The organism is Kitasatospora sp. NPDC038210, from assembly GCF_055600605.1.
The window spans coordinates 26,456-45,155 of the sequence record NZ_JBVJYK010000019.1; the positions used below are offsets into that span (position 1 = coordinate 26,456).

The 18,700-nt window shown below is 74.0% G+C and carries 21 protein-coding genes; 14 read left to right on the forward strand and 7 right to left on the reverse strand.

All coding sequences use genetic code 11. From position 1 onward, the window contains the following. Positions 1 to 38: 38 nt before the first annotated feature. From ACZ7KX_RS31070 to ACZ7KX_RS31080, 3 genes are all read right to left on the reverse strand, one after another. Positions 39 to 1,193, reverse strand: a complete 1,155-nt coding sequence (locus ACZ7KX_RS31070) for a S1C family serine protease (protein ID WP_470329374.1) — start codon at positions 1,191 to 1,193, stop codon at positions 39 to 41. 184 nt (positions 1,194 to 1,377) lie between these two features. Continuing rightward, positions 1,378 to 2,439: a LacI family DNA-binding transcriptional regulator gene (locus ACZ7KX_RS31075; RefSeq protein ID WP_350525694.1), complete on the reverse strand. Its 1,062-nt coding sequence runs from the start codon at positions 2,437 to 2,439 to the stop codon at positions 1,378 to 1,380. 125 nt (positions 2,440 to 2,564) lie between these two features. After that, on the reverse strand, positions 2,565 to 3,296 hold the full coding sequence (locus tag ACZ7KX_RS31080) for a response regulator transcription factor (RefSeq protein ID WP_396549302.1): 732 nt from the start codon (positions 3,294 to 3,296) through the stop codon (positions 2,565 to 2,567). 708 nt (positions 3,297 to 4,004) lie between these two features. Between ACZ7KX_RS31080 and ACZ7KX_RS31085 the strand changes: the two genes are divergently transcribed. The 7 genes from ACZ7KX_RS31085 (at position 4,005) to ACZ7KX_RS31115 (ending at position 8,873) form a co-directional block, all read left to right on the forward strand. Next, complete coding sequence (locus ACZ7KX_RS31085; RefSeq protein ID WP_350525692.1) at positions 4,005 to 4,298, forward strand: MoaD/ThiS family protein; 294 nt, start codon at positions 4,005 to 4,007, stop codon at positions 4,296 to 4,298. Positions 4,299 to 4,303: 5 nt separating this feature from the next. After that, positions 4,304 to 5,764: a hypothetical protein gene (locus tag ACZ7KX_RS31090; protein WP_470329375.1), complete on the forward strand. Its 1,461-nt coding sequence runs from the start codon at positions 4,304 to 4,306 to the stop codon at positions 5,762 to 5,764. Positions 5,765 to 5,984: 220 nt separating this feature from the next. Further along, positions 5,985 to 6,719 carry an LmeA family phospholipid-binding protein gene (locus ACZ7KX_RS31095; protein ID WP_402808559.1) on the forward strand — a complete coding sequence of 245 codons (735 nt, stop codon included), beginning with the start codon at positions 5,985 to 5,987 and terminating at the stop codon, positions 6,717 to 6,719. Positions 6,720 to 6,999: 280 nt separating this feature from the next. Further along, positions 7,000 to 7,080: an Ms5788A family Cys-rich leader peptide gene (locus ACZ7KX_RS31100; protein ID WP_350517234.1), complete on the forward strand. Its 81-nt coding sequence runs from the start codon at positions 7,000 to 7,002 to the stop codon at positions 7,078 to 7,080. A 234-nt stretch (positions 7,081 to 7,314) separates the two neighbouring features. Beyond that, positions 7,315 to 8,148 carry a sulfurtransferase gene (locus tag ACZ7KX_RS31105; protein WP_396549307.1) on the forward strand — a complete coding sequence of 278 codons (834 nt, stop codon included), beginning with the start codon at positions 7,315 to 7,317 and terminating at the stop codon, positions 8,146 to 8,148. A gap of 38 nt (positions 8,149 to 8,186) precedes the next feature. Continuing rightward, positions 8,187 to 8,477 (forward strand): DUF1416 domain-containing protein, encoded by a 291-nt coding sequence (locus tag ACZ7KX_RS31110; protein WP_030059605.1) that lies wholly within the window; start codon positions 8,187 to 8,189, stop codon positions 8,475 to 8,477. A gap of 123 nt (positions 8,478 to 8,600) precedes the next feature. Then, positions 8,601 to 8,873, forward strand: coding sequence for a DUF3099 domain-containing protein (locus ACZ7KX_RS31115; RefSeq protein ID WP_350525688.1), 273 nt, complete (start codon positions 8,601 to 8,603; stop codon positions 8,871 to 8,873). Between the two features lie 92 nt (positions 8,874 to 8,965). Here the strand turns inward: ACZ7KX_RS31115 and ACZ7KX_RS31120 are convergent, their stop codons facing one another. After that, on the reverse strand, positions 8,966 to 9,328 hold the full coding sequence (locus ACZ7KX_RS31120; protein ID WP_470329376.1) for a DsrE family protein: 363 nt from the start codon (positions 9,326 to 9,328) through the stop codon (positions 8,966 to 8,968). A 348-nt stretch (positions 9,329 to 9,676) separates the two neighbouring features. Here ACZ7KX_RS31120 and ACZ7KX_RS31125 point away from each other — a divergent pair, with 348 nt between their 5' ends. From ACZ7KX_RS31125 to ygfZ, 3 genes are all read left to right on the forward strand, one after another. Continuing rightward, positions 9,677 to 10,279, forward strand: coding sequence for a heme-binding beta-barrel domain-containing protein (locus tag ACZ7KX_RS31125; protein ID WP_350525686.1), 603 nt, complete (start codon positions 9,677 to 9,679; stop codon positions 10,277 to 10,279). 114 nt (positions 10,280 to 10,393) lie between these two features. After that, positions 10,394 to 10,876 (forward strand): Fur family transcriptional regulator, encoded by a 483-nt coding sequence (locus tag ACZ7KX_RS31130; protein WP_350525685.1) that lies wholly within the window; start codon positions 10,394 to 10,396, stop codon positions 10,874 to 10,876. Between the two features lie 19 nt (positions 10,877 to 10,895). Continuing rightward, on the forward strand, positions 10,896 to 11,858 hold the full coding sequence (gene ygfZ, locus ACZ7KX_RS31135) for a CAF17-like 4Fe-4S cluster assembly/insertion protein YgfZ (RefSeq protein WP_470329433.1): 963 nt from the start codon (positions 10,896 to 10,898) through the stop codon (positions 11,856 to 11,858). Between the two features lie 19 nt (positions 11,859 to 11,877). Here ygfZ and dtd read toward each other — a convergent pair whose 3' ends face one another. After that, positions 11,878 to 12,318 (reverse strand): D-aminoacyl-tRNA deacylase, encoded by a 441-nt coding sequence (dtd, locus tag ACZ7KX_RS31140; RefSeq protein WP_350525684.1) that lies wholly within the window; start codon positions 12,316 to 12,318, stop codon positions 11,878 to 11,880. 705 nt (positions 12,319 to 13,023) lie between these two features. Here dtd and ACZ7KX_RS31145 point away from each other — a divergent pair. From ACZ7KX_RS31145 to ACZ7KX_RS31155, 3 genes are all read left to right on the forward strand, one after another. Then, a complete protein-coding gene (locus ACZ7KX_RS31145; protein ID WP_470329377.1) occupies positions 13,024 to 13,644 on the forward strand; it encodes an RsiG family protein in 621 nt (206 codons plus the stop codon). A gap of 73 nt (positions 13,645 to 13,717) precedes the next feature. After that, a complete protein-coding gene (locus tag ACZ7KX_RS31150; protein WP_470329378.1) occupies positions 13,718 to 14,677 on the forward strand; it encodes an asparaginase in 960 nt (319 codons plus the stop codon). A 203-nt stretch (positions 14,678 to 14,880) separates the two neighbouring features. Then, the gene (locus ACZ7KX_RS31155) at positions 14,881 to 15,090 is read left to right on the forward strand and encodes a dodecin (RefSeq protein ID WP_350525681.1); all 210 of its coding nucleotides are present in this window, start codon (positions 14,881 to 14,883) and stop codon (positions 15,088 to 15,090) included. Between the two features lie 198 nt (positions 15,091 to 15,288). On the opposite strand, the gene ACZ7KX_RS31160 is transcribed toward ACZ7KX_RS31155, so the two are convergent. Next, positions 15,289 to 15,957 carry a biliverdin-producing heme oxygenase gene (locus ACZ7KX_RS31160; RefSeq protein ID WP_470329379.1) on the reverse strand — a complete coding sequence of 223 codons (669 nt, stop codon included), beginning with the start codon at positions 15,955 to 15,957 and terminating at the stop codon, positions 15,289 to 15,291. Positions 15,958 to 16,259: 302 nt separating this feature from the next. After that, positions 16,260 to 16,751: an inorganic diphosphatase gene (locus tag ACZ7KX_RS31165; protein WP_030059594.1), complete on the reverse strand. Its 492-nt coding sequence runs from the start codon at positions 16,749 to 16,751 to the stop codon at positions 16,260 to 16,262. Positions 16,752 to 16,827: 76 nt separating this feature from the next. On the opposite strand from ACZ7KX_RS31165, the gene dacB reads away from it, so the two are divergent. Next, entirely contained in the window at positions 16,828 to 18,444 is a 1,617-nt protein-coding gene (gene dacB, locus ACZ7KX_RS31170; RefSeq protein WP_470329380.1) for a D-alanyl-D-alanine carboxypeptidase/D-alanyl-D-alanine endopeptidase, read from the forward strand. Positions 18,445 to 18,700 lie beyond the last annotated feature (256 nt).

Here is an 18,700-nt window from a genome sequence, read left to right on the forward strand (position 1 = left end):
GCCTGCTGGGGCCAATTGTCCGTCGTAGGGATTGTGGCTTACAGGTTCTGTCCGGCTTCGAGCTTCGGCAGGACCTGCTTGATGTCGTTCATCGGGATGGCGAAGCCGAGGCCGACGCTGCCGGCCGAGCTGCTGCCGCCGGAGCCGTTGCCGTTGCCGCTGGGTGCGTACATCGCCGAGTTGATGGCGATGACCTGGCCGTTGGCGTTGATCAGCGGGCCGCCGGAGTTGCCGGGGTTGAGGGCGGCGTCGGTCTGGAAGGCCTTGTAGGTGGTGCTGCTGCCGGACTGCGGGGCGGTGCCGCGGGTGCCGGGCAGGAAGGGGAGGCCGAAGCCGCCGTTGGTGCTGGTGCTGCCCTCGTCGAGCTGGACGGTGACGTCGCGGTTCTCGGCGCTGATGATGCCGGAGGTGACGGTGCCGGTGAGCCCGTCGGGGTTGCCGATGGCGACGACCGGGTCGCCGACGGCCACGGAGGAGGAGTCGCCGAGGGCGGCGGGGGTGAGGTTGCCGGCGCCGGTGGCGGTGATGACGGCGATGTCGAGGGCCTTGTCGGTGCCGGTGACGGTGGCCTGGGCGGTGGAGCCGTCCTTGAAGGTCACGGTGATCCGGCCGCCGGCGCCGGCGGTGTCGATCACGTGGTAGTTGGTGAGGATCCGGCCGTCCTTGTCCAGGACGACGCCGGTGCCGGTGGCGGTGCCGTTGCCGCTCTTCACGGTGATCTGGACGACGCTGGGCGAGACGGCGGCGGCGATGGCCGGCACGTCGGCGCTGCCGTCGCTGCGGGCGGAGACCGGGCTGGCGACGGTGGCGACCCGGGTGTCGGCGGACTGCCGGTCGGCGGCGACCACCCCGCCGGTGACCCCGCCGAGGACGGCGGCGACCGCGGCGACGGCGGTCACCAGGGCGAGTCGGCCGCGCAGCAGGCCGCTCCGGGCCCGGCTGCGGCGGCCGTGGCCGTCGGGACCGTCGGGGAAGCCGGGGCCGAGCACGGTCGGCGGCTCGGGCGGGATGGGCGGGGGAGGCGGCGGTCCGTCGAAGCTGCCGCCGGAGTGGTCCTGGTGGTGTGCGTACCCGGCCGGGTCGGTGCTGCCCGCGGGGCCGCTGCCGAGCACGGTGCCCTCGATCACCCGGGGCTCGTAGGGGCCGTACTGGTCGCGGTACCGGTCGTCGGGGTGCTGCTGCTGTTCGCTCATGCCGACCAAGCTCCGCCCGGTGGATGAGGACCGGATGAGAACCGGCTCAGAACGGGGAGAGAAGCCCGTTGGGTTCTCATAAAGCCTGGTCAGGCACCCTGCGGAGCGGAATCGACGGCTCCGGGTGCGCTCCGGCCCGACCCGCCGCTCGGGTCCGCGTGCTACTGCCGGTCTTCTGCGCCCGCTACTGCGCGGCGGTGCCCGCGCCCGGCGCCGCCCCGTCGCAGCCGCAGGAGCGGCGGATGACCAGGCGGGAGGGGAACTTGCGGACCCGCTCGGTGTCCGAACCGGGCACCATCAGCGAGTCGTCCAGCACCAGGTCCACGGCGGCCCGGGCCATCGCGTCGCGGTCGGAGGCGACGGTGGTCAGCGGCGGGTCGGCGAGCGCGGCCTCCGGCACGTCGTCGAAGCCGGCCACGGCGAGGTCCTCGGGGACGCGCAGGCCGACCTCGCGGGCGGCCCGCAGCACGCCGATGGCCTGGTCGTCGGTGGAGCAGAAGACCGCCCGCGGCCGGTCCGGCGAACTCAGTACGGAGAGGGCGACCTCGTAGGCGCCGTAGCGGTGGAAGGGCGCGTCGATCAGGTGCGGCTCGGTGGGGACGCCGTGCGCGTCCATGGCGCGCTGCCAGCCCTCGACGTGGTCGATGACCGGGTCGCCGGGGGCGGGGGACTCGACCGGGCCGCCGAAGCAGGCGACGTACGGGTGTCCGTGCACCTCCAGCAGGTGGCGGACGACGGCCTCGGCGCCGCCCACGTCGTCGGTGACCACCGCGACGTCGTCGATCGCCTCGGGGCGGCGGTGCAGCAGCACCACCTTGGCGCCCTCCATCGCGGCGAACTCCTCCGCGGCACGCTGCGAGGGGCCCTGGCTGACCAGGATCAGGCCGGAGACGCGCATGCCGAGGAAGGCGCGGACGTAGTGGACCTCGCGGTCGTCCACGTAGTCGGAGTTGCCGATCAGCACGAGCTTGCCGCGCTCGGAGGCGGCGCGTTCGACGGCGTGCGCCATTTCGGCGAAGAAGGGCTGGCGGGCGTCCGGGACGACCATGCCGATCAGGTTGGTCCGGCGGGAGGCCATCGCCTGGGCGACGCTGTTCGGCCGGTAGCCGAGCTGCTCGATCGCCGCGAGGACCTTCTCCCGGGTCGCGGGCGCGACCGGGCGCGGTCCGTTGTTGATGACGTAGCTGACGACCGCGGTCGAGGTACCAGCCAGCCGGGCTACATCGTCGCGCGTCACTTTGGCCACGAGTGGAGTCTACGCGGGTGGTCACCGGGGCGGCAGTGGGACCGGGGGACGCCGTCGGTGGACGGCGGGCGGCTCCGGGATGAACCGGACAAGCCGGGCGGGTGACGGCCCGCCCGGCTCGCCGGTCACGCCTCCAGGGAGGCGGGGGGCCGCTGGGCCGGCTCCGGGCGCTCGCCCTTCTCGGGCTTCTCCGGGACGACGAAGCGGTAGCCGACGTTGCGCACGGTGCCGATCAGCTGCTCGTGCTCCACGCCGAGCTTGGCGCGCAGACGGCGGACGTGGACGTCCACCGTCCGGGTGCCGCCGAAGTAGTCGTAGCCCCAGACCTCCTGCAGCAGCTGGGCCCGGGTGAAGACCCGGCCGGGGTGCTGGGCGAGGTACTTGAGCAGCTCGAACTCCTTGAAGGTGAGGTCGAGCGACCGGCCCTTGAGCTTCGCGGAGTAGGTGGCCTCGTCGACCGAGAGCTCGCCGTTGCGGATCTCCATCGGGCTGTCGTCGGTGGTGACCTGGAGACGGCCGAGGGCCAGCCGCAGCCGGGCCTCGACCTCGGCCGGGCCGGCGGTGTCCAGCAGGACGTCGTCGATGCCCCACTCGGCGGTGACGGCGGCCAGGCCGCCCTCGGTCACCACCAGGATCAGCGGGCAGCCGATGCCGGTGGAGCGCAGCAGCTGGCACAGGCTGCGGATCTGCGGCAGGTCGCGTCGGCCGTCGACCAGGATGACGTCCGCGCTGGGCGTGTCCACCAGGGCGGAGCCCTCGGCGGGGGCCACCCGGACGTTGTGCAGCAGCAGGCCGAGGGCGGGCAGTACCTCGGCCGACGGTTGCAGTGCGTTGGTGAGGAGGAGGAGAGAACTCATACCCGGTGGTCCCCTTTCCGGGTCGTCGCGGTCGCGTTACGGCTGCCGCCACAGCCGGATGGCGCACGTGCTGAGGGGGAGGAGAGGAGGACGGGCGCCTGGGGCGTACCGGGGGAGCGGAGGGCGTGCAGGGCGAAGGAGGAGTCGGAGGAAAAGGAATGGCGGACCCGCCGGGGGTCCCGCAACCCCTGGTGCACCGTTCCTGCCCTGTCCATCACCGTGAACCCTCCGGTCTGGTTCCGGTCCCCGGGCGGCGGCCCGGTGCCCGGTGGCGACGTCCCGACCGACCGCGGCACGTCGTTGTGCCGCGACGGACGGGGCGGTTCCCGCGCTGCGCCGGGGGTGGGCCGACGAATCGCAAGAACGTCCGTACTGGCGTCCTGAAAGCACAAAAGGACCCGGGGGCGACTCTGCCCGGATCCCTCTTGGTGGTCGAGGATAGCCGACCTCCCGCCGCGCCGGGAGTGTTCGAATCCGGCGGTTCACCTATTTCGGGCGTGCGCCGGGTGAGCCTGGACACAGCTCCGAGCGCCGCTCCGCACCGGTGGAGCCAGGGCGATTGCCGCTCGTGGCGACGGACACGCCATCATGGGACGCACATCGGCGGCGCAGCGCGGGTCCATCGTTCGGGTGGTCGGGCGGCCGCCCCGGTGGCGAGCCGGACCGGGTCACCGGGGCCGGGCGAGGACGACGAGAAGGGGTGGCCCGATGGGCGCTACCACCGAGCCCGCGAGCGGCGCCCGGGTGCGCGGGACGATCCGCTACTGGGCGGCTGCGAAGTCCGAGGCCGGGCTGGCCGAGGAGCCGTACGAGGCGGCGACCCTGGCGGAGGCGCTGGCGGCGGCCAAGGAGCGGCACGCCGACAAGCCGAAGCTCGTCCGGCTGTTCGGGCACAGCTCGTACCTGGTCGACGGCGCCCAGGTGGGCGGCCGGGACCACGCGACCGTCGCCCTGACCGAGGGCGGGACGGTCGAGGTCCTCCCGCCGTTCGCGGGAGGGTGAGCGGCGTGACCGACACGAACGACCCGAACCGCGGCCCCTACGGCGAGTGGCCGCAGCAGCCCCGGCACCCCCAGGCCCCGCAGGGGTACCCGCAGCACGGGCAGCAGCCGTACCCGCCGCAGGCTCAGCAGCCGTACCCGCCGCAGGCTCCGCACGCGCAGCAGCCGCCGTACGGCTACCCGGTGGACGACGCCGCGGCGACCACGGTCCTGCCGCCCGTGCCGGCTTTCGACGACGCGGCCGCGACCAGCCTGTTGCCGCCCGTTCCCGCGATGGACGACCCGGCGGCGACGACGCTGCTGCCGCCCGTACCCGCGATGGACGACGCCGCGGCCACCACGCTGTTGCCGCCGGTGACGGCCACCGGCCCGGTGCCAGCCGGGGCGCCGCGCCACCCGGGGCAGGCTCCGGGGCGGCACCAGGCCCCGGCTCCGCAGTACCAGCCGCCGGTGCCGCAGTACGCCCAGCAGCCGCCACACACGGCGCAGCACGCGCAGCAGCAGCAGCCGCAGCACGCGCCGCAGCAGCCGCCGGCCCGGGCGCGGGCCCGGCACGCGGCTCAGGCGCCGCAGCCCGCCGCCGCGCAGCCGTCGGCGGAGGCCTTCGACCCGCCGACCATGACGCTCAAGCGCCCGCCCGCCCCCGGCCCGGTGGGTCCGGCGGGCTCACCGGGTGCCGTCGGCGCGCCGCCGTTCGCGGCCGTCCCGGCGCAGCCCTTCCCGCCCGTGCAGCCCGTGCCGCCCGCCGGTCCGGCGGGCCGGACCGGTTCTCCGATCATCGACCCGGGTCTGCAGCCGGCCCTGATCACCGCCGGCGCGGCCGCGCTGCTGGCCGGCGGCGCCGCGCTGGGGCAGGTGGCGCTGGCCCTGGTGGTCGCGCTGCTGCAGCTGCTGACGGCGGCCGGCTGGTTCCGGCTGAACGGCATGTGGCCGGCCCGGCAGGGCATCCTGCTCGCCGCGCTGGCCGGCTTCACCGCGGATGCCGCGGTGCTGCTGGCGGAGTCCGACGGCGGCGTGGCGGCGGTGGTGGGCACCCTGGGCGGGTTCTTCCTGCTGGTCCTGGTGCTGCAGACGTTCCGCCCCTCGGACCCGAAGGAGCGGTTCTACGCGCTGACGGTGCTGGGCTCGGCCACCGTGGTGACGGCGCTGTGCACCATGCTGCTGCTGGCCGACTGGGTGCCGGCCGGGGTGGGCGCGGTCGCGCTGGCCACCGTGCTGGCCGCGGCGCCGCTGCCCGGCCCGAAGCAGCTCGGCCCGGTCCTGGGCCTGGTCGCGGCCGTGGCGCTGGGCCTGCTGGTGGGTGCGCCGGTGGCACTCGGTGCGCTCGCCGGGCTGGGGGCGCTGGTCGGCCGTCGGGTCGCGGCGTACGACTTCCCGTCCCGCTTCGTGCACATGACGGCGGGCGTGGCGCTGCCGCTGGCGGTGGCCGCACCGCTGATCTGGATCGCCACCGACCTGTTGGCCTGACGCTCCTCGGCGTCGAGCCGCTCCTTCCCCACGACGTCCCGCCCCGGAACCATGCTCCGGGGCGGGACGTCGTACCGTCGTGCGGGGCGGCCGCGTTCGGTGGCCGCCGCGGGACCACGAACGGCAGCGAACGACCGACAGCGGACAGCAGCGAACGACCACAGCGAACGACAGCGAACGAAGCGAACGACCACAGCGACCGGCGACGACGGGGGACACGATGCGCGGATGGCTGAAGGCCACGATCGGCCTGGTGGTGCTCTCGGGCCTCCTGGTGGGCGCCGACCGCATCGCGGTCGGCGTGGCCGAGGACGAGGCCGCCGACCGGATCGTGAAGAGCGGCCGGATGAGCCAGCGGCCGGACGTCTCGATCGACGGCTTCCCGTTCCTCACCCAGGTGCTGTCGATGAAGCTGGACGACGTCCGGATCTCCGCCGACGGCCTGACCGTCGGCGACGGCAGCCACCAGGTCGCGCTGCACTCGTTCAAGGCCGAGCTCGCCGGGGTCAAGGTGAGCGACAGCATGAACAGCGCCACGGTGGACAGCGGCACCGGCAGCGGGGTGATCTCGTACCCGGACCTCGCGCAGTTGCTGCCCCCGGCCTCCCAGCTGCTGCACGGCACCAAGCTGCCGGTGGGCAGCAGCACGCGGCTGAGCCTGTCGTACGGCGGGCCGGGCAAGGTCAAGGCCTCGCTGGGGCCGATCGCGATCGGCGAGGGCACCGTGCACAACGACGGGAACACCGTCACGGTGGACGGCTTCCGGCTGAGCGCCCTGGCGGGGATGATGGCCGGGATCACCAACCAGCAGATAGAGCCGATGAGCTTCACGCTGGACACGCTGCCGGCCGGGCTGAAGCTGGCCGCCAAGGACGGTGACAAGGACGGTGTGACGCCGCTGCCGGAGGGCCTCCAGCTGACCTTCGACGGCAAGGGCGTCAAGCTCCTCGGCTGATTTCCCCTGCCGGTCCGGTCCGTACCGGCCCGCCCCGCCGTCGCGGGATCGACCCGTCGTCCGATCGCCGAAACGTTCCGCTCCGCGAGACGCGCTGTCCAGCGCGGACCGCGGAGCGGTGTCGTTTCCGCCCGTTGTGCGCCACCGGAAGGCGGCTCGGCCGGGGCGGACGGGCCGGGCAGAGGCCGCGCGGAGGCCAAATCTCGCGATGCGGCCGTTTTGATCTCATTATTCGATACGCTGATGACAGCGGGCCGTCGGTGTCCCTAGCATCGTCGGCATGAAGCGACAGACGGACCTCACGAAGCGGCGGGCGGTAGACCTGTGCCGCGTGGCCGCCTGTCTGTGTCGAATGCGCTGACTCGGCATCCAGGCAGGGCAGTTGATGCTCGCCGCCGATCTTCCCGGTGACCGTGCCCGGCTGTGCTCGCGGGTCGGCGCCGATGTACTCCGCAGTCTCCTGCCCGGCCGCCCCGGTCCACCCGCCGCGTCCCATTATTCGGACAGCGATTCGGACCCGCATCCGCCCGGGTGCCCCTGCAGCACCTCCTGAGCAGCACCTTCCGCCAACCGCCCTCGGATGGAGAACACCACCATGAGCCGCAGCGACGTCCTGGTCGACGCCGACTGGGTCCAGGCCCACCTGGACGACCCGAAGGTCGTCATCGTCGAGGTCGACGAGGACACCTCCGCCTACGACAAGAACCACATCCGCAACGCCGTCCGGATCGACTGGAAGAAGGACCTCCAGGACCCGGTCCGCCGCGACTTCATCGACCAGGCCGGCTTTGAGGCGCTGCTCAGCGCCAAGGGCATCGCCAACGACGACACCGTCGTCCTGTACGGCGGCAACAACAACTGGTTCGCCTCGTACGCCTACTGGTACTTCAAGCTGTACGGCCACGGCGACGTCCGCCTGCTGGACGGCGGCCGCAAGAAGTGGGAGCTCGACTCCCGCGACCTGGTCTCCGAGGTACCGGCCCGCCCCGCCACCGAGTACACGGCGCAGGCCGCCGACTCGTCGATCCGCGCCTTCCGCGACGACGTGATCGCCGCCATCGGCAACCTCAACCTGGTCGACGTCCGCTCGCCCGACGAGTTCTCCGGCAAGCTGCTGGCCCCCGCCCACCTCCCGCAGGAGCAGTCGCAGCGCCCGGGCCACGTGCCGAGCGCCCGCAACATCCCGTGGGCCAAGAACGCCAACGACGACGGCACCTTCAAGAGCGACGACGAGCTCAAGGCCCTGTACGAGGCCGAGGGCATCGACCTGGCCAAGGACACCATCGCCTACTGCCGCATCGGCGAGCGCTCCGCGCTCACCTGGTTCGTGCTGCACGAGCTGCTCGGCCAGGAGAACGTCAAGAACTACGACGGTTCGTGGACCGAGTACGGCAGCCTGGTCGGCGTGCCGATCGAGCTCGGCAACTGAGCCCCGGCTCGACCCGTAAGTCAGAAGGGAAGACAGACATGTGCGGTGCGAAGGCCGGCGGCCCGGACCTGGCAGGAGTTGACGTGGCGAACGAGACGATCATCCAGGGTTCGGTGACCCGCGACGGTGAGCCGGTCAACGGCTACGTCCGACTGCTGGACGAGGGCGGTGAGTTCACGGCCGAGGTGCCCACCTCGGCGACCGGCCAGTTCCGGTTCTTCGCCCGCCCGGGCAAGTGGACCCTGCGCGCGCTGGTGCCGGGCCAGACCGTGGACCGCCAGGTGGTGGCCTCCCAGGGCACCGCCGTCGAGGTCGCGATCGCGGTCTGACCGGATCGGTCGATCGGAGCGGCCGACCGGGTCGGCCGCTCCGGAGCGAGCGCGTCGACCGGAGTGCGGACGACACCCCGAGGGCCCCTGCCGAGCAGGGGCCCTCGGCCGTACCGTGGAGGGGTGCAGGCAAGACGGCGGCGTCGCTACTACTTCGCCATGATGGGCGTGTGCGTGGGCCTGTTCGTCATGGCCTGGGGCGTGGTGCGGTTCTTCTCGGTGGGCGCGGCGATCGGCATGTGCCTGGTCGCGATGGTGATCCCGCCGGCCGCCGCGGTGTTCGCCAACAAGCGCGACCCGGACGACGACTGGTGGAACGACCCGCGCTGGGACGACCCGAAGTGGGACGAGCCCGGCCACGACCGGGACCGCCCCGACCACGAACAGCGTCCGTGACCCCCGGCCCGGAATCGGTCGGTGGGTGCGGGAGCGGTCAGTAGACGAGCGCCTGGACGCCGTCCGCCATCGGTCGGTGGGTGCGGGAGCGGTCAGTAGACGAGCGCCTGGACGCCGTCCGCCATGATCTCGCTGACGAAGACCTGCGCGCCCGCGATCCGGACACCCTCGACGGTGTCCTTCTGCTCGATCCCGCGCCGGGCCGCGCACTGGGTGCAGAGCGTCACCGAACCGACCGCCAGGATCGAATCCAGCAGGTCCGGCAGCGGCGCCGCGTGCGGCAGTTCGAACTCCGCGGCGCGGCCCGGCAGCGCGAACCAGGAGGACTCGCCGGTCAGCCAGAGCGAGACCTCGATCCCGCTGGCGACGGCCACCGCCGCCACCGTGAACGCCTGCGAGCACCGCTCCGGCGCGTCCGCCCCTGCGGTGACCTTGATGACCAGTTTCTTCGACATGGCGCCACCTTAGAGGTCCCGCCACCCCCGTCGGCCGTCATCCCGGGAACCCGTGGGGAAAGCTCGGGCGGCGTGGTAACCCCGGCGCGAACAGCGACGTGGTGGGGCTCACCGCGACCGGCCGTAGCCCGACGGATAGAGTGAGCGGAGCAAAATCCACCACACTGTCGCCGCCTGGGAGCCCCCCGTGTCCGGTCTGGAAATGTTCTTCGACGGTCTGCTGGCCCTCATGGCCGTGCTGATCACCTGGTTCGCCATCTTCTCGGTGATGAAGCTGTACCAGGGTCAGCGCTGAGCCTGCCGTACGGTTGAGGCAGCCCCACACCGACGACGACAGCGACCAGGAACATGATCGAGATCCCCTCTGACCTCCACAAGGACGTCGTGCCGCTCGCCTTCCTCCTCGGCACCTGGGAGGGCGCGGGCGTCTACGCCCCTCTGCCGGGTGAGGGGGGCCCGGGCGCGGAGAAGTGCAACTTCGGCCAGGAGATCGTGATCCGCCACGACGGCCGGCCCTTCCTGGAGTTCCGCTCCCGCACCTGGGTGCTGGACAACGACGGCGAGAAGGTCCGCCCGCTGGAGAACGAGCACGCGTTCTGGCGCATCACGAGCAACCCCGACGGCACCAGCGGCGCCCGGGGGATCGAGATCTCCTCCGTCCGCGACGACGGCACGGTCGAGATCTGGTACGGCGAGCTGGCCGACGGCAAGCCCCAGGTCGACGTCTCGACCGACGCGGTCGCCCGGATCGAGGGCTCGCCGGAGTACTCGGGCGGCAAGCGGCTGTACGGCTTCGTCAACGGCGAACTGCTCTGGGTCGGCGAGAAGGCCGCCCCGAGCGTGCCGCTGCGCCCGTACATGTCCGCGCAGCTGAAGAAGGTGCTCAGCCCGGCCCAGCTGATCAAGGACATCAACGACCTGCCGGACGACGGCATCGCGTTCTTCAAGTAGGCACGGCTCCGGCGACAGCGCAGTCCGTGCAAGTGTAGGGACCGGCCCCGGGCCGGTCCCTACACTTGCATCAGGACCCCCGACTTTCCATCTTTCCTTGGCAGGGACAGCACCGTGGCGGACACCGGCACCACCGACTGGCAGCTCTCCGGCGACTGGCACCTCTCCGACGGCTGGAAGGCCGACCTGCGCGAGCGCGGCTACCGCCTCACCCCGCAGCGGCAGCTCGTGCTGGAGGCCGTCGACGTCCTCGACCACGCCACTCCCGACGACATCCTCTGCCACGTCCGGCGGACCGCCAGCGGCATCAACATCTCCACCGTCTACCGGACCCTGGAGCTGCTGGAGGAGCTGGGCCTGGTCTCGCACGCCCACCTCGGCCACGGTGCCCCGACCTACCACCTGGCCGGCCGCCACCACCACCTGCACCTGGTCTGCCGGGACTGCGAGAAGGTCACCGAGACCGGCACCGAGATCGCCCAGCCGCTGATCGACAGCCTGCGCGCGCAGCACGGCTTCGACACCGACCTCAAGCATTTCGCCATCTTCGGCCGCTGCGCCGACTGCACCGCCAAGCTCGCCGAGGGCCGGTCGTAAGCTGGCCGGTATGACCGGTGTGAAGAGCCCGCTGCTTGCCCTGCCCGGAGCCGTCCCCGCCGAGGGGGCCGACGAGGGCGTCGCCGCCCACTACGGCGACATCTTCCGCGAGCAACGCCACCTCGCGCAGGGCACCGGCTTCGTCGACCTCTCGCACCGCGGGGTCCTCACCGTCACCGGCGCCGACCGCCTCGCCTGGCTGCACCTGCTGCTCACCCAGCACGTCAGCGAGCTGCCCCCGCAGCAGGCCGCCGAGGCGCTGGTGCTCTCCCCGAACGGGCACGTCGAGCACGCGCTCTACCTGGTGGACGACGGCACCACCACCTGGGCGCACGTCGAGCCGGGCACCCAGGGCGCGCTGGTCGCCTACCTGGAGAGCATGAAGTTCTTCTACCGGGTGGAGGTCGCCGACGCGACCGCCGAGTACGCGGTGGTCCACCTGCCGGCCGGCTCCACCGGCTCCGTCGAGGGCGCCGCGGCCGTCCGCGAACTCCCCTACGGGCGCGACCTGTTCGTGCCGCGTGCCGACTTGGAGAAGCTCACCGCCGGGTACGGTCCGGCGGCCGGGATCTGGGCGTACGAGGCCCTGCGGATCGAGGGCCACCGGCCCCGGCTCGGCTTCGAGACCGACCACCGGACCATCCCGCACGAGGTGGACTGGCTGCGCACCGCCGTCCACCTGCAGAAGGGCTGCTACCGCGGCCAGGAGACCGTCGCCCGGGTGCACAACCTGGGCCGGCCGCCGCGCCGACTGGTCTTCCTGCACCTGGACGGCACCGAGGAGTCGCTGCCCCCGCACGGCACCGAGGTCCGGCTGGCCACCGACCCGGACGGGCGGTCGCTGGGCTTCGTGACCTCCTCGGCCCGCCACCACGAGCTGGGGCCGATCGCGCTGGCGATCGTCAAGCGGAACGTCCCGGTGGACGCGGTGCTGCTGGCCGGGACGGTGCCGGGCACCCAGGACGTGATCGTCCCGCAGTAGCCGGAGCGGGGCTCCGGCCTCAGACCTCGACGAGGACGGTGAACGGGCCGTCGTTCACCAGCGCCACCTGCATGTCGGCGCCGAACCGGCCCGTCTCCACCTTGGCGCCCAGCGCCCGCAGCGCCCCGACCACCTCGTCCACCAGCGGCTCGGCGACCGGGCCCGGGGCGGCGGCGTTCCAGGTGGGGCGGCGGCCCTTGCGGGCGTCGCCGTAGAGCGTGAACTGGCTGATCACCAGCAGCGGGGCGCCGAGGTCGGAGCAACTCTGCTCGACGCCCTCCTCGTCGGCGGGCAGCAGCCGCAGCGTCCAGAGCTTGCGGGCCAGTTGGGCGGCCTTGGCGGGGGTGTCGTCGTGGGTGACGCCGACCAGGACGCAGAGCCCCGGCCCCTCGATCGCGCCGACGGTCTCACCGGCCACGGTCACCCGGGCCTCGGTCACTCGCTGCACCACTGCTCGCATGCCGCCATTGTGCCGGAGGGCGGTGCCGCCACCGGAGGGGCCCCGGTACGGGGCTCCCGGGCGCTCCCGGCGGCTGGGCGACGGCCGGGCGGTGTGGGCGGTGCGGAGACGGCGCCCGCCCTGCCGTCCTGCGCTCCGCCTGCGGTCGCGCGCCCCCACGGGCGCTGCGCGGGCGGTCCGCCCGTCCCTCGGCATCCGCTTCCGCACGCCGCTGCCCGTGCGGCCGCCGCCCGTCGCGCCGCATCCCCCACGTGCGTCACAGAGGTCGTCCCTGGGCGCAGACGAGGGGCGCGTGCGGTGGTTGCGCGCGCTGCTAGGCAGGCGCCTGCGCCGGTTCGGGCGCTGCTCTTCCTGCGGAAAGGGCCGGTCATATCAGCCACCCCCGTTCGCCAGGGGGCCGTTCGGGTGCACGGGCGGTGCGCGCGCGCCGGGTGGGGTGGCACGCTGTGGACCGTACGAAGGGTCCGGGGCGCCAGGAGGTCCGCCGCGCCGGGCCCGGGTTCGGCCGGGCGGTCGAGTCGGTGGGTCAGGCGTTCTGGTGGTGTCGCCCCGACGGGTGGTCGCGACCGGGGAGCGGAACCTCCGGGGGGCTCCCGGGCGTGCCGGGGGACGGAACGCCGAGCCCGTCTGGGGACGGGCCGGACCGGCGGCAGGGACGGGGTTGCCGCGAGCGGGCGGGATCGACGACGGCAGGTGGGTTGGGTGATGGACGCGAGCAGCGCGGCGCGGGACCGGTCCGGGCGGATGGCGCCGGCCCCCGGGGGCCCGTGCGGTCCGGTGGCGGACGCGGGGGACGAGCCCGATCTGGAGGGGCTGGGCCTGGACCAGCTGCGGGTGCTGCGCCGGGAGACCCTGGAGCAGGAGGCCGACCTGTCCTACCTGCGGCGGCTGCTGCACGGGCGGATGGACATCCTGCGCGCCGAGCTCGACTGGCGCCCCGGCGGCGGCCCGGTCCGGGCGGCCGGCGTGCCCGGCCCCGACCCGGCCCCCGGCGACCTGCTGGACCGGCTGCCGGCCATCCTGACCGACGCGCCCTCCACCGTGCGGCGCTCGGCCCGGCACGTGACCCTCGGCCCGCCGCGCACCCGGGAGTCCGGGCTGGAGGCGGACGCGCTCATGGGCGACGTCCAGCTCGCCGACCTGGCGGCGCACCCGGCCGAGGAACTGCTGGCCGCCCTGGAGCGGCTGCGGGCGCACGAGCGGGAGGTGTCCGGACGGCGACAGCTGCTGCTGCGCACGGCCGACGGTTGCAATGCCGAGATCACCCGCAGGTACCGTGATGGGGAAGCACGGGTCGACGACCTGCTCGCAGGGGGGCCGCTCTGACCGGGTGAGTCGCTGCGGGCGGGTGGAGCCCGGCTCGCTCCCGGCTCACCCTCGCCCCGGAAGGCTCAACCCCATGCCCCAGCTCGCCACCGTGCCCGTGCTCGCCGAGGTCATACGATCGGGCTTCGTCGAGGGCCACCACCACGGTTCCCTGGTGCTGCTCGCCGCCGACGGCTCGGTCGAGTTCGCGCTGGGCGACCCGGACGCACCGGTCTTCCCGCGGTCGACGGCCAAGCCGTTCCAGGCGGTGGCCACCCTGCGGGCCGGGCTGTCGATCGACGCCGAGCTGTTGGCGCTGGCCGCCTCCAGCCACTCTGCAGAATCGTTTCACCTGGCCGGTGTGAGAGCCATCCTCGGCGCCGCCGGGCTCGACGAGTCCGCCCTGCGGACCCCGGCCGACCTGCCGCTGGACGAGACCGAGGCGGAGCTGCTGCTCGGTGCCGGCGGTCGGCGCGCCCCGATCCTGATGGACTGCTCGGGCAAGCACGCCGGCTGGCTGGCCGCCTGCGTCGCCAACGGCTGGGACACCGGGAGCTACCTCGACCCGTCCCACCCGATCCAGCTGCTGGCCCGCGAGGCCCTGGAGGAGGGCACCGGCGAGACGCCCGCGCACGCCGGGGTGGACGGCTGCGGAGCCCCGCTGCTGGCCGTCACGCTGACCGGCCTGGCCCGCGGCTACCGCGGCCTGGTGCTGGCCGCCGAGGGGTCCGCGCCGCGCCGGGTGGCCGACGCGATGCGCGCCCACCCCGAGTACGTGGCCGGCACGCGCCGAGCCGACACCTGGCTGATGCGGGCGATCCCGGGCGCGCTGTCCAAGATGGGCGCCGAGGCCGTTCAGGTGGTGGCGCTGCCGGACGGGCGGGCACTGGCCTTCAAGATCGACGACGGTGGTGAGCGCGCCCGCGGCCCGGTGCTGGCGGCCGCGCTGCGCCGGCTCGGGGTGGCCGGGGCGGACGAGACCGTCGAGCGGATCGGCGCGGCCCCGCTGTTCGGCGGCGGCGCGCCGGTCGGACAGGTGCGGGCGGCCTTCTAGGCCCGGCGCCCGGGAGCCCGGCCCGACGCCCGGGGGCCGGTCGTCCGCGCCCCACTCCGGGAGCCCTCGGGGCCCCCGCCCGGGCGGGGGCCCCGGAGTCCCGGGGCCCGGCTCGGGGGCGGCGGCGGCCCGTCGGGGTGCGGGCGGGGCGGGGGCGGTGCACGGTGGACCGGGGGACCGTCGCACAGCTGAGGGAGTCCGCCATGACCGACCACGTGTACCGGGTGACCGAGATCGTCGGGTCCTCGACCGAGAGCATCGACGCCGCGATCCGCAACGGGGTGGAGCGGGCCGCCCGGACGCTGCGCAACCTCGACTGGTTCGAGGTGTCCCAGGTCCGGGGGCATCTGGAGGACGGCCGGATCAAGCACTACCAGGTCTGCATCAAGGTCGGCTTCCGGCTGGAGGACTGACCCGGTTCAGCCGTGCCGCGGCAGCACCGGCGGCACCCCGGTGCGCGGGTGCGCCGGCACCTCCACCGGGTGGCCGCCCACCCGGCCGGGCAGCGGTGCGCGCAGCACCTCGGCGGCCGGCCCCGTCCGTGACCGTCGCCCCGGCGGGCGGTCGCTCGCCGGGGCCGGTCCGCCTCCGGTGCCGTCGGAGGGCGGCGCCTACGCGCTGAGCGGGTAGCGCGAGTCGAGGTCGCGGAAGACCGCTCCGTTGAGCACGAAGGCCCGCTTGCACTCCTCGACCACCCGGCGCCGCTCGACCTCGTCCATCGCGGCCCCGGCCGTGTCCAGCTTGGCCCGGTACTCGCGCTTGAAGGCTGCCGGGTTGTCGACCTCCTCGAAGACGTAGAACCGCACGCCGTCGCCCTTGCGCGCGAAGCCCCAGGTCCGCTCGGCCACGCCCCGGATGATCTGGCCGCCCGACAGATCGCCCAGGTAGCGGGTGTAGTGGTGCGCGATGTACCCGGCGGGCCACTCGGCGGCCAGCTCCTCCACGCGCGCGACGTACGCGGCGGTGGCCGGCAGCGGCGCCAGTCCGTCCCGCCAGCCGGGCCCGCGCAGGTGCGCCAGGTCGCGCTCGATGGCGGCGGTGCGCAGCAGCGCGCCGTCGATGAAGGGGCCGGCCAGCGGGTGCTCCGCGAGCTGCCCGGTCCGGCTCTCCAGCGCCCGGTAGACGTGCCAGAGCTGGCCGGTGAGGTCGGCGTACGCCTCGATCCCGAGGCGCCCGTTCAGCAGGTGGCTCATGAACGAGGAGTGTTCGGCGGCCTCGTGCTCCTCGCTGCTGGCGGTGCGGAGCACGGTGGAGAACGGGACGGGCGCGGGCGCGGGCATGCGGCCTCCAGCGATCGGATGCGGCCGGGTCGGATCCGGCCCCGACAGTTTTGGTTAGGCTAGCCTGACTTCACATCGTGCCGACAGTCTGTCGGCAACCAGTCTGGCAAGCCGGCCCGGCCACCGCTCCGCGAAACGGAACGGCCCCGGTCGGAACGGCTCGGAACGGCCCGAGCGGAAGTGATCGGCCCGGCCCCGGGCACGACAGAGGCCGGGGCCCGCGGACGAATCCGCGAACCCCGGCCCCAGGCTGTCCCGACCTACCTCGAACGGTCCTGATCGATCGAGATCGGAACGACGGCTCAGTGGCCGCCCTGCTCCGCCAGGCGCTTGATCGAAGCGGTGACCTCGGCCTCGGCCTCGGCGCGGCCGACCCAGTTGGCACCCTCGACGGACTTGCCGGGCTCCAGGTCCTTGTAGACCTCGAAGAAGTGCTGGATCTCCAGGCGGTCGAACTCCGACACGTGGTGGATGTCGCGCAGGTGCTCCCAGCGCGGGTCGGTCGCCGGGACGCAGAGCAGCTTGTCGTCGCCGCCGGCCTCGTCGGTCATGTGGAACATGCCGATGGCGCGGCACTTGATGAGGCAGCCCGGGAAGGTCGGCTCGTCCAGGATGACCAGGGCGTCCAGCGGGTCGCCGTCCTCGCCGAGCGTGCCCTCGACGTAGCCGTAGTCGGCCGGGTAGCGGGTCGAGGTGAAGAGCATCCGGTCGAGCCGCAGGCGACCGGTCTCGTGGTCGACCTCGTACTTGTTACGAGAGCCCTTCGGGATTTCGATAAGGACGTCGAACTCCAACGGTTCCTCCAAGGTAGGGACTGACAGAATCCAAGTGTCTCCTACGGGAGTGGGTGCTCGGGAAAGGGGCCGGTCGGTGAGCGCTGGGGGAGGGGCGGTCCGCCGCCGCAGGGGGACGGCCGCGGGGCTGTTCGGAGCGGCGCTGCTGGTCGCCGGAACGGTCCTGACCTCGGGCGGTGCGTACGCGCAGCCCTCACCGCCCCCGGGCGGGCACAGCACCGGGCACGGCGAGGACGACGACCGCGACGGCGGCCGGGACGGCAACGGCAGCAAGAAGGGTGACCACGGGAAGGGCGGCGCCAAGCCTGGGCCGGGCGACAGTCCGAGCGCCGCACCCGCCCGCCGGTCCGGGCCCTCCGCGGCCCCCGCGCCCGCAAACACCGGTGGCGACCCGTCCGCCGCGCGCCCGGCCCCCGCGGCGGGCAACGTCCTGGCCTCCGCCGACGGCGCTCCGACGGCTGCCGTCCCCACCGCGCAGGGCCTCCGGCAGGCGCTCGCCGGCTCCGTCGCCGACCCGAACCTCGGTGACGTCACCTTCGCCGTCGCGGACGCCGCCGACGGCCGACTCCTGTACGGCTCGGGCGAGAACACCCCGGCCACCCCCGCCTCCACCACCAAGCTGGCCACCTCGATCGCAGCCCTGTCCCTGCTCCCCGGCGACACCCGGCTGACCACCAAGGTGGTCCGCGGCGCGGATCCGGGCACGATCACGCTGGTCGGCGGCGGCGACCCGACGCTCACCGCACTGCCCGCCGACCAGGTGCAGATCGGCGGCCAGCCCGTCGACGCCGACACCGCCCCCGCCTCGCTGGACGCCCTCGCCCGGCAGACCGCCGCCGCCCTGGCCGCGGCCGGCACCACCACGGTCAAGCTGGACTACGACCTGGCGATGTACGCCGGCAACCCGCAGCACAACAACCACGACGGGCAGAACATCGCCCTGGTCGTCCCGCTGATGGTGGACGAGGCCAAGGCGGACCCGAAGAGCCGTGAGGACGCGCCGGACCGCGTCCCCGACCCGGCCGGCGCGGCCGCCGGGGCCTTCGCCGCCCTGCTCAAGGCCCAGGGCATCACCGTGCAGGGCGGGCCCGGGCCCGCCGCCGCGCCGGCCGCCGCCGACGCGCCCGTCCTCGGCCGGGTCGACTCGCCCACGCTCGACCGCCTGGTCGAGCGCCTGCTGACCACCTCCGACAACCAGCTGGCCGAGGCGATCGCCCGTCAGGCCGCGCTCGCGGCCCACCAGCCGGCGAGTTTCGAGGGGGCGGCGGCCGCCGTCACCCGGGAACTCACCCGGCTCGGCGTGCCGATGGACGACGTGGTCCTCAACGACGGCAGCGGCCTGCACACGGGCAACGCGATCCCGCCCGCCGTGCTGGTCCGGCTGCTCTCCCTGGCGGCCTCCGCGGAGCACCCCGCCCTGCGGCCGGTGCTCACCGGCCTCCCGGTCGCCGGCTTCACCGGCACCCTCGGCAAGCGCTACGGCTCCGGCTCCGGCGCCGCCGACGCGGCCGGCCTGATCCGCGCCAAGACCGGTACCCTCCGCGGCGTCAACACCCTCGCCGGCACGGTCGTCGACGCCGACGGCCGCCTCCTCGCCTTCGCCGTCATGACCCGCACACCCGCCCCGGCCGACACCGCCCGCGCCGCCATGGACCGCATAGCCGCCCACCTCGCCGGCTGCGGCTGCCACTGATCCACCCGCCCGTCCCCGCCCCGCCGGTGCCGCCCGGCGCCGGCCCCCGGGTCGCCGTGGTCCTCCCGCGCGGACGGCGGCGACCAGGCGCGGGGCCGCCCCTCCCGCGCGCGGCCCCGGGTGCCCCCGCCGCGCCCCCCGGAGTGCCCACCGTCCACCCGGCGCGGAGCGTCACGGCTCCCGGGCGGCACGGGAGTTGGCGTGCCGACCGGGTCGGGGCCGGTGCCGGGCAGCCACGCCCCGGGGTGCCGGGGGC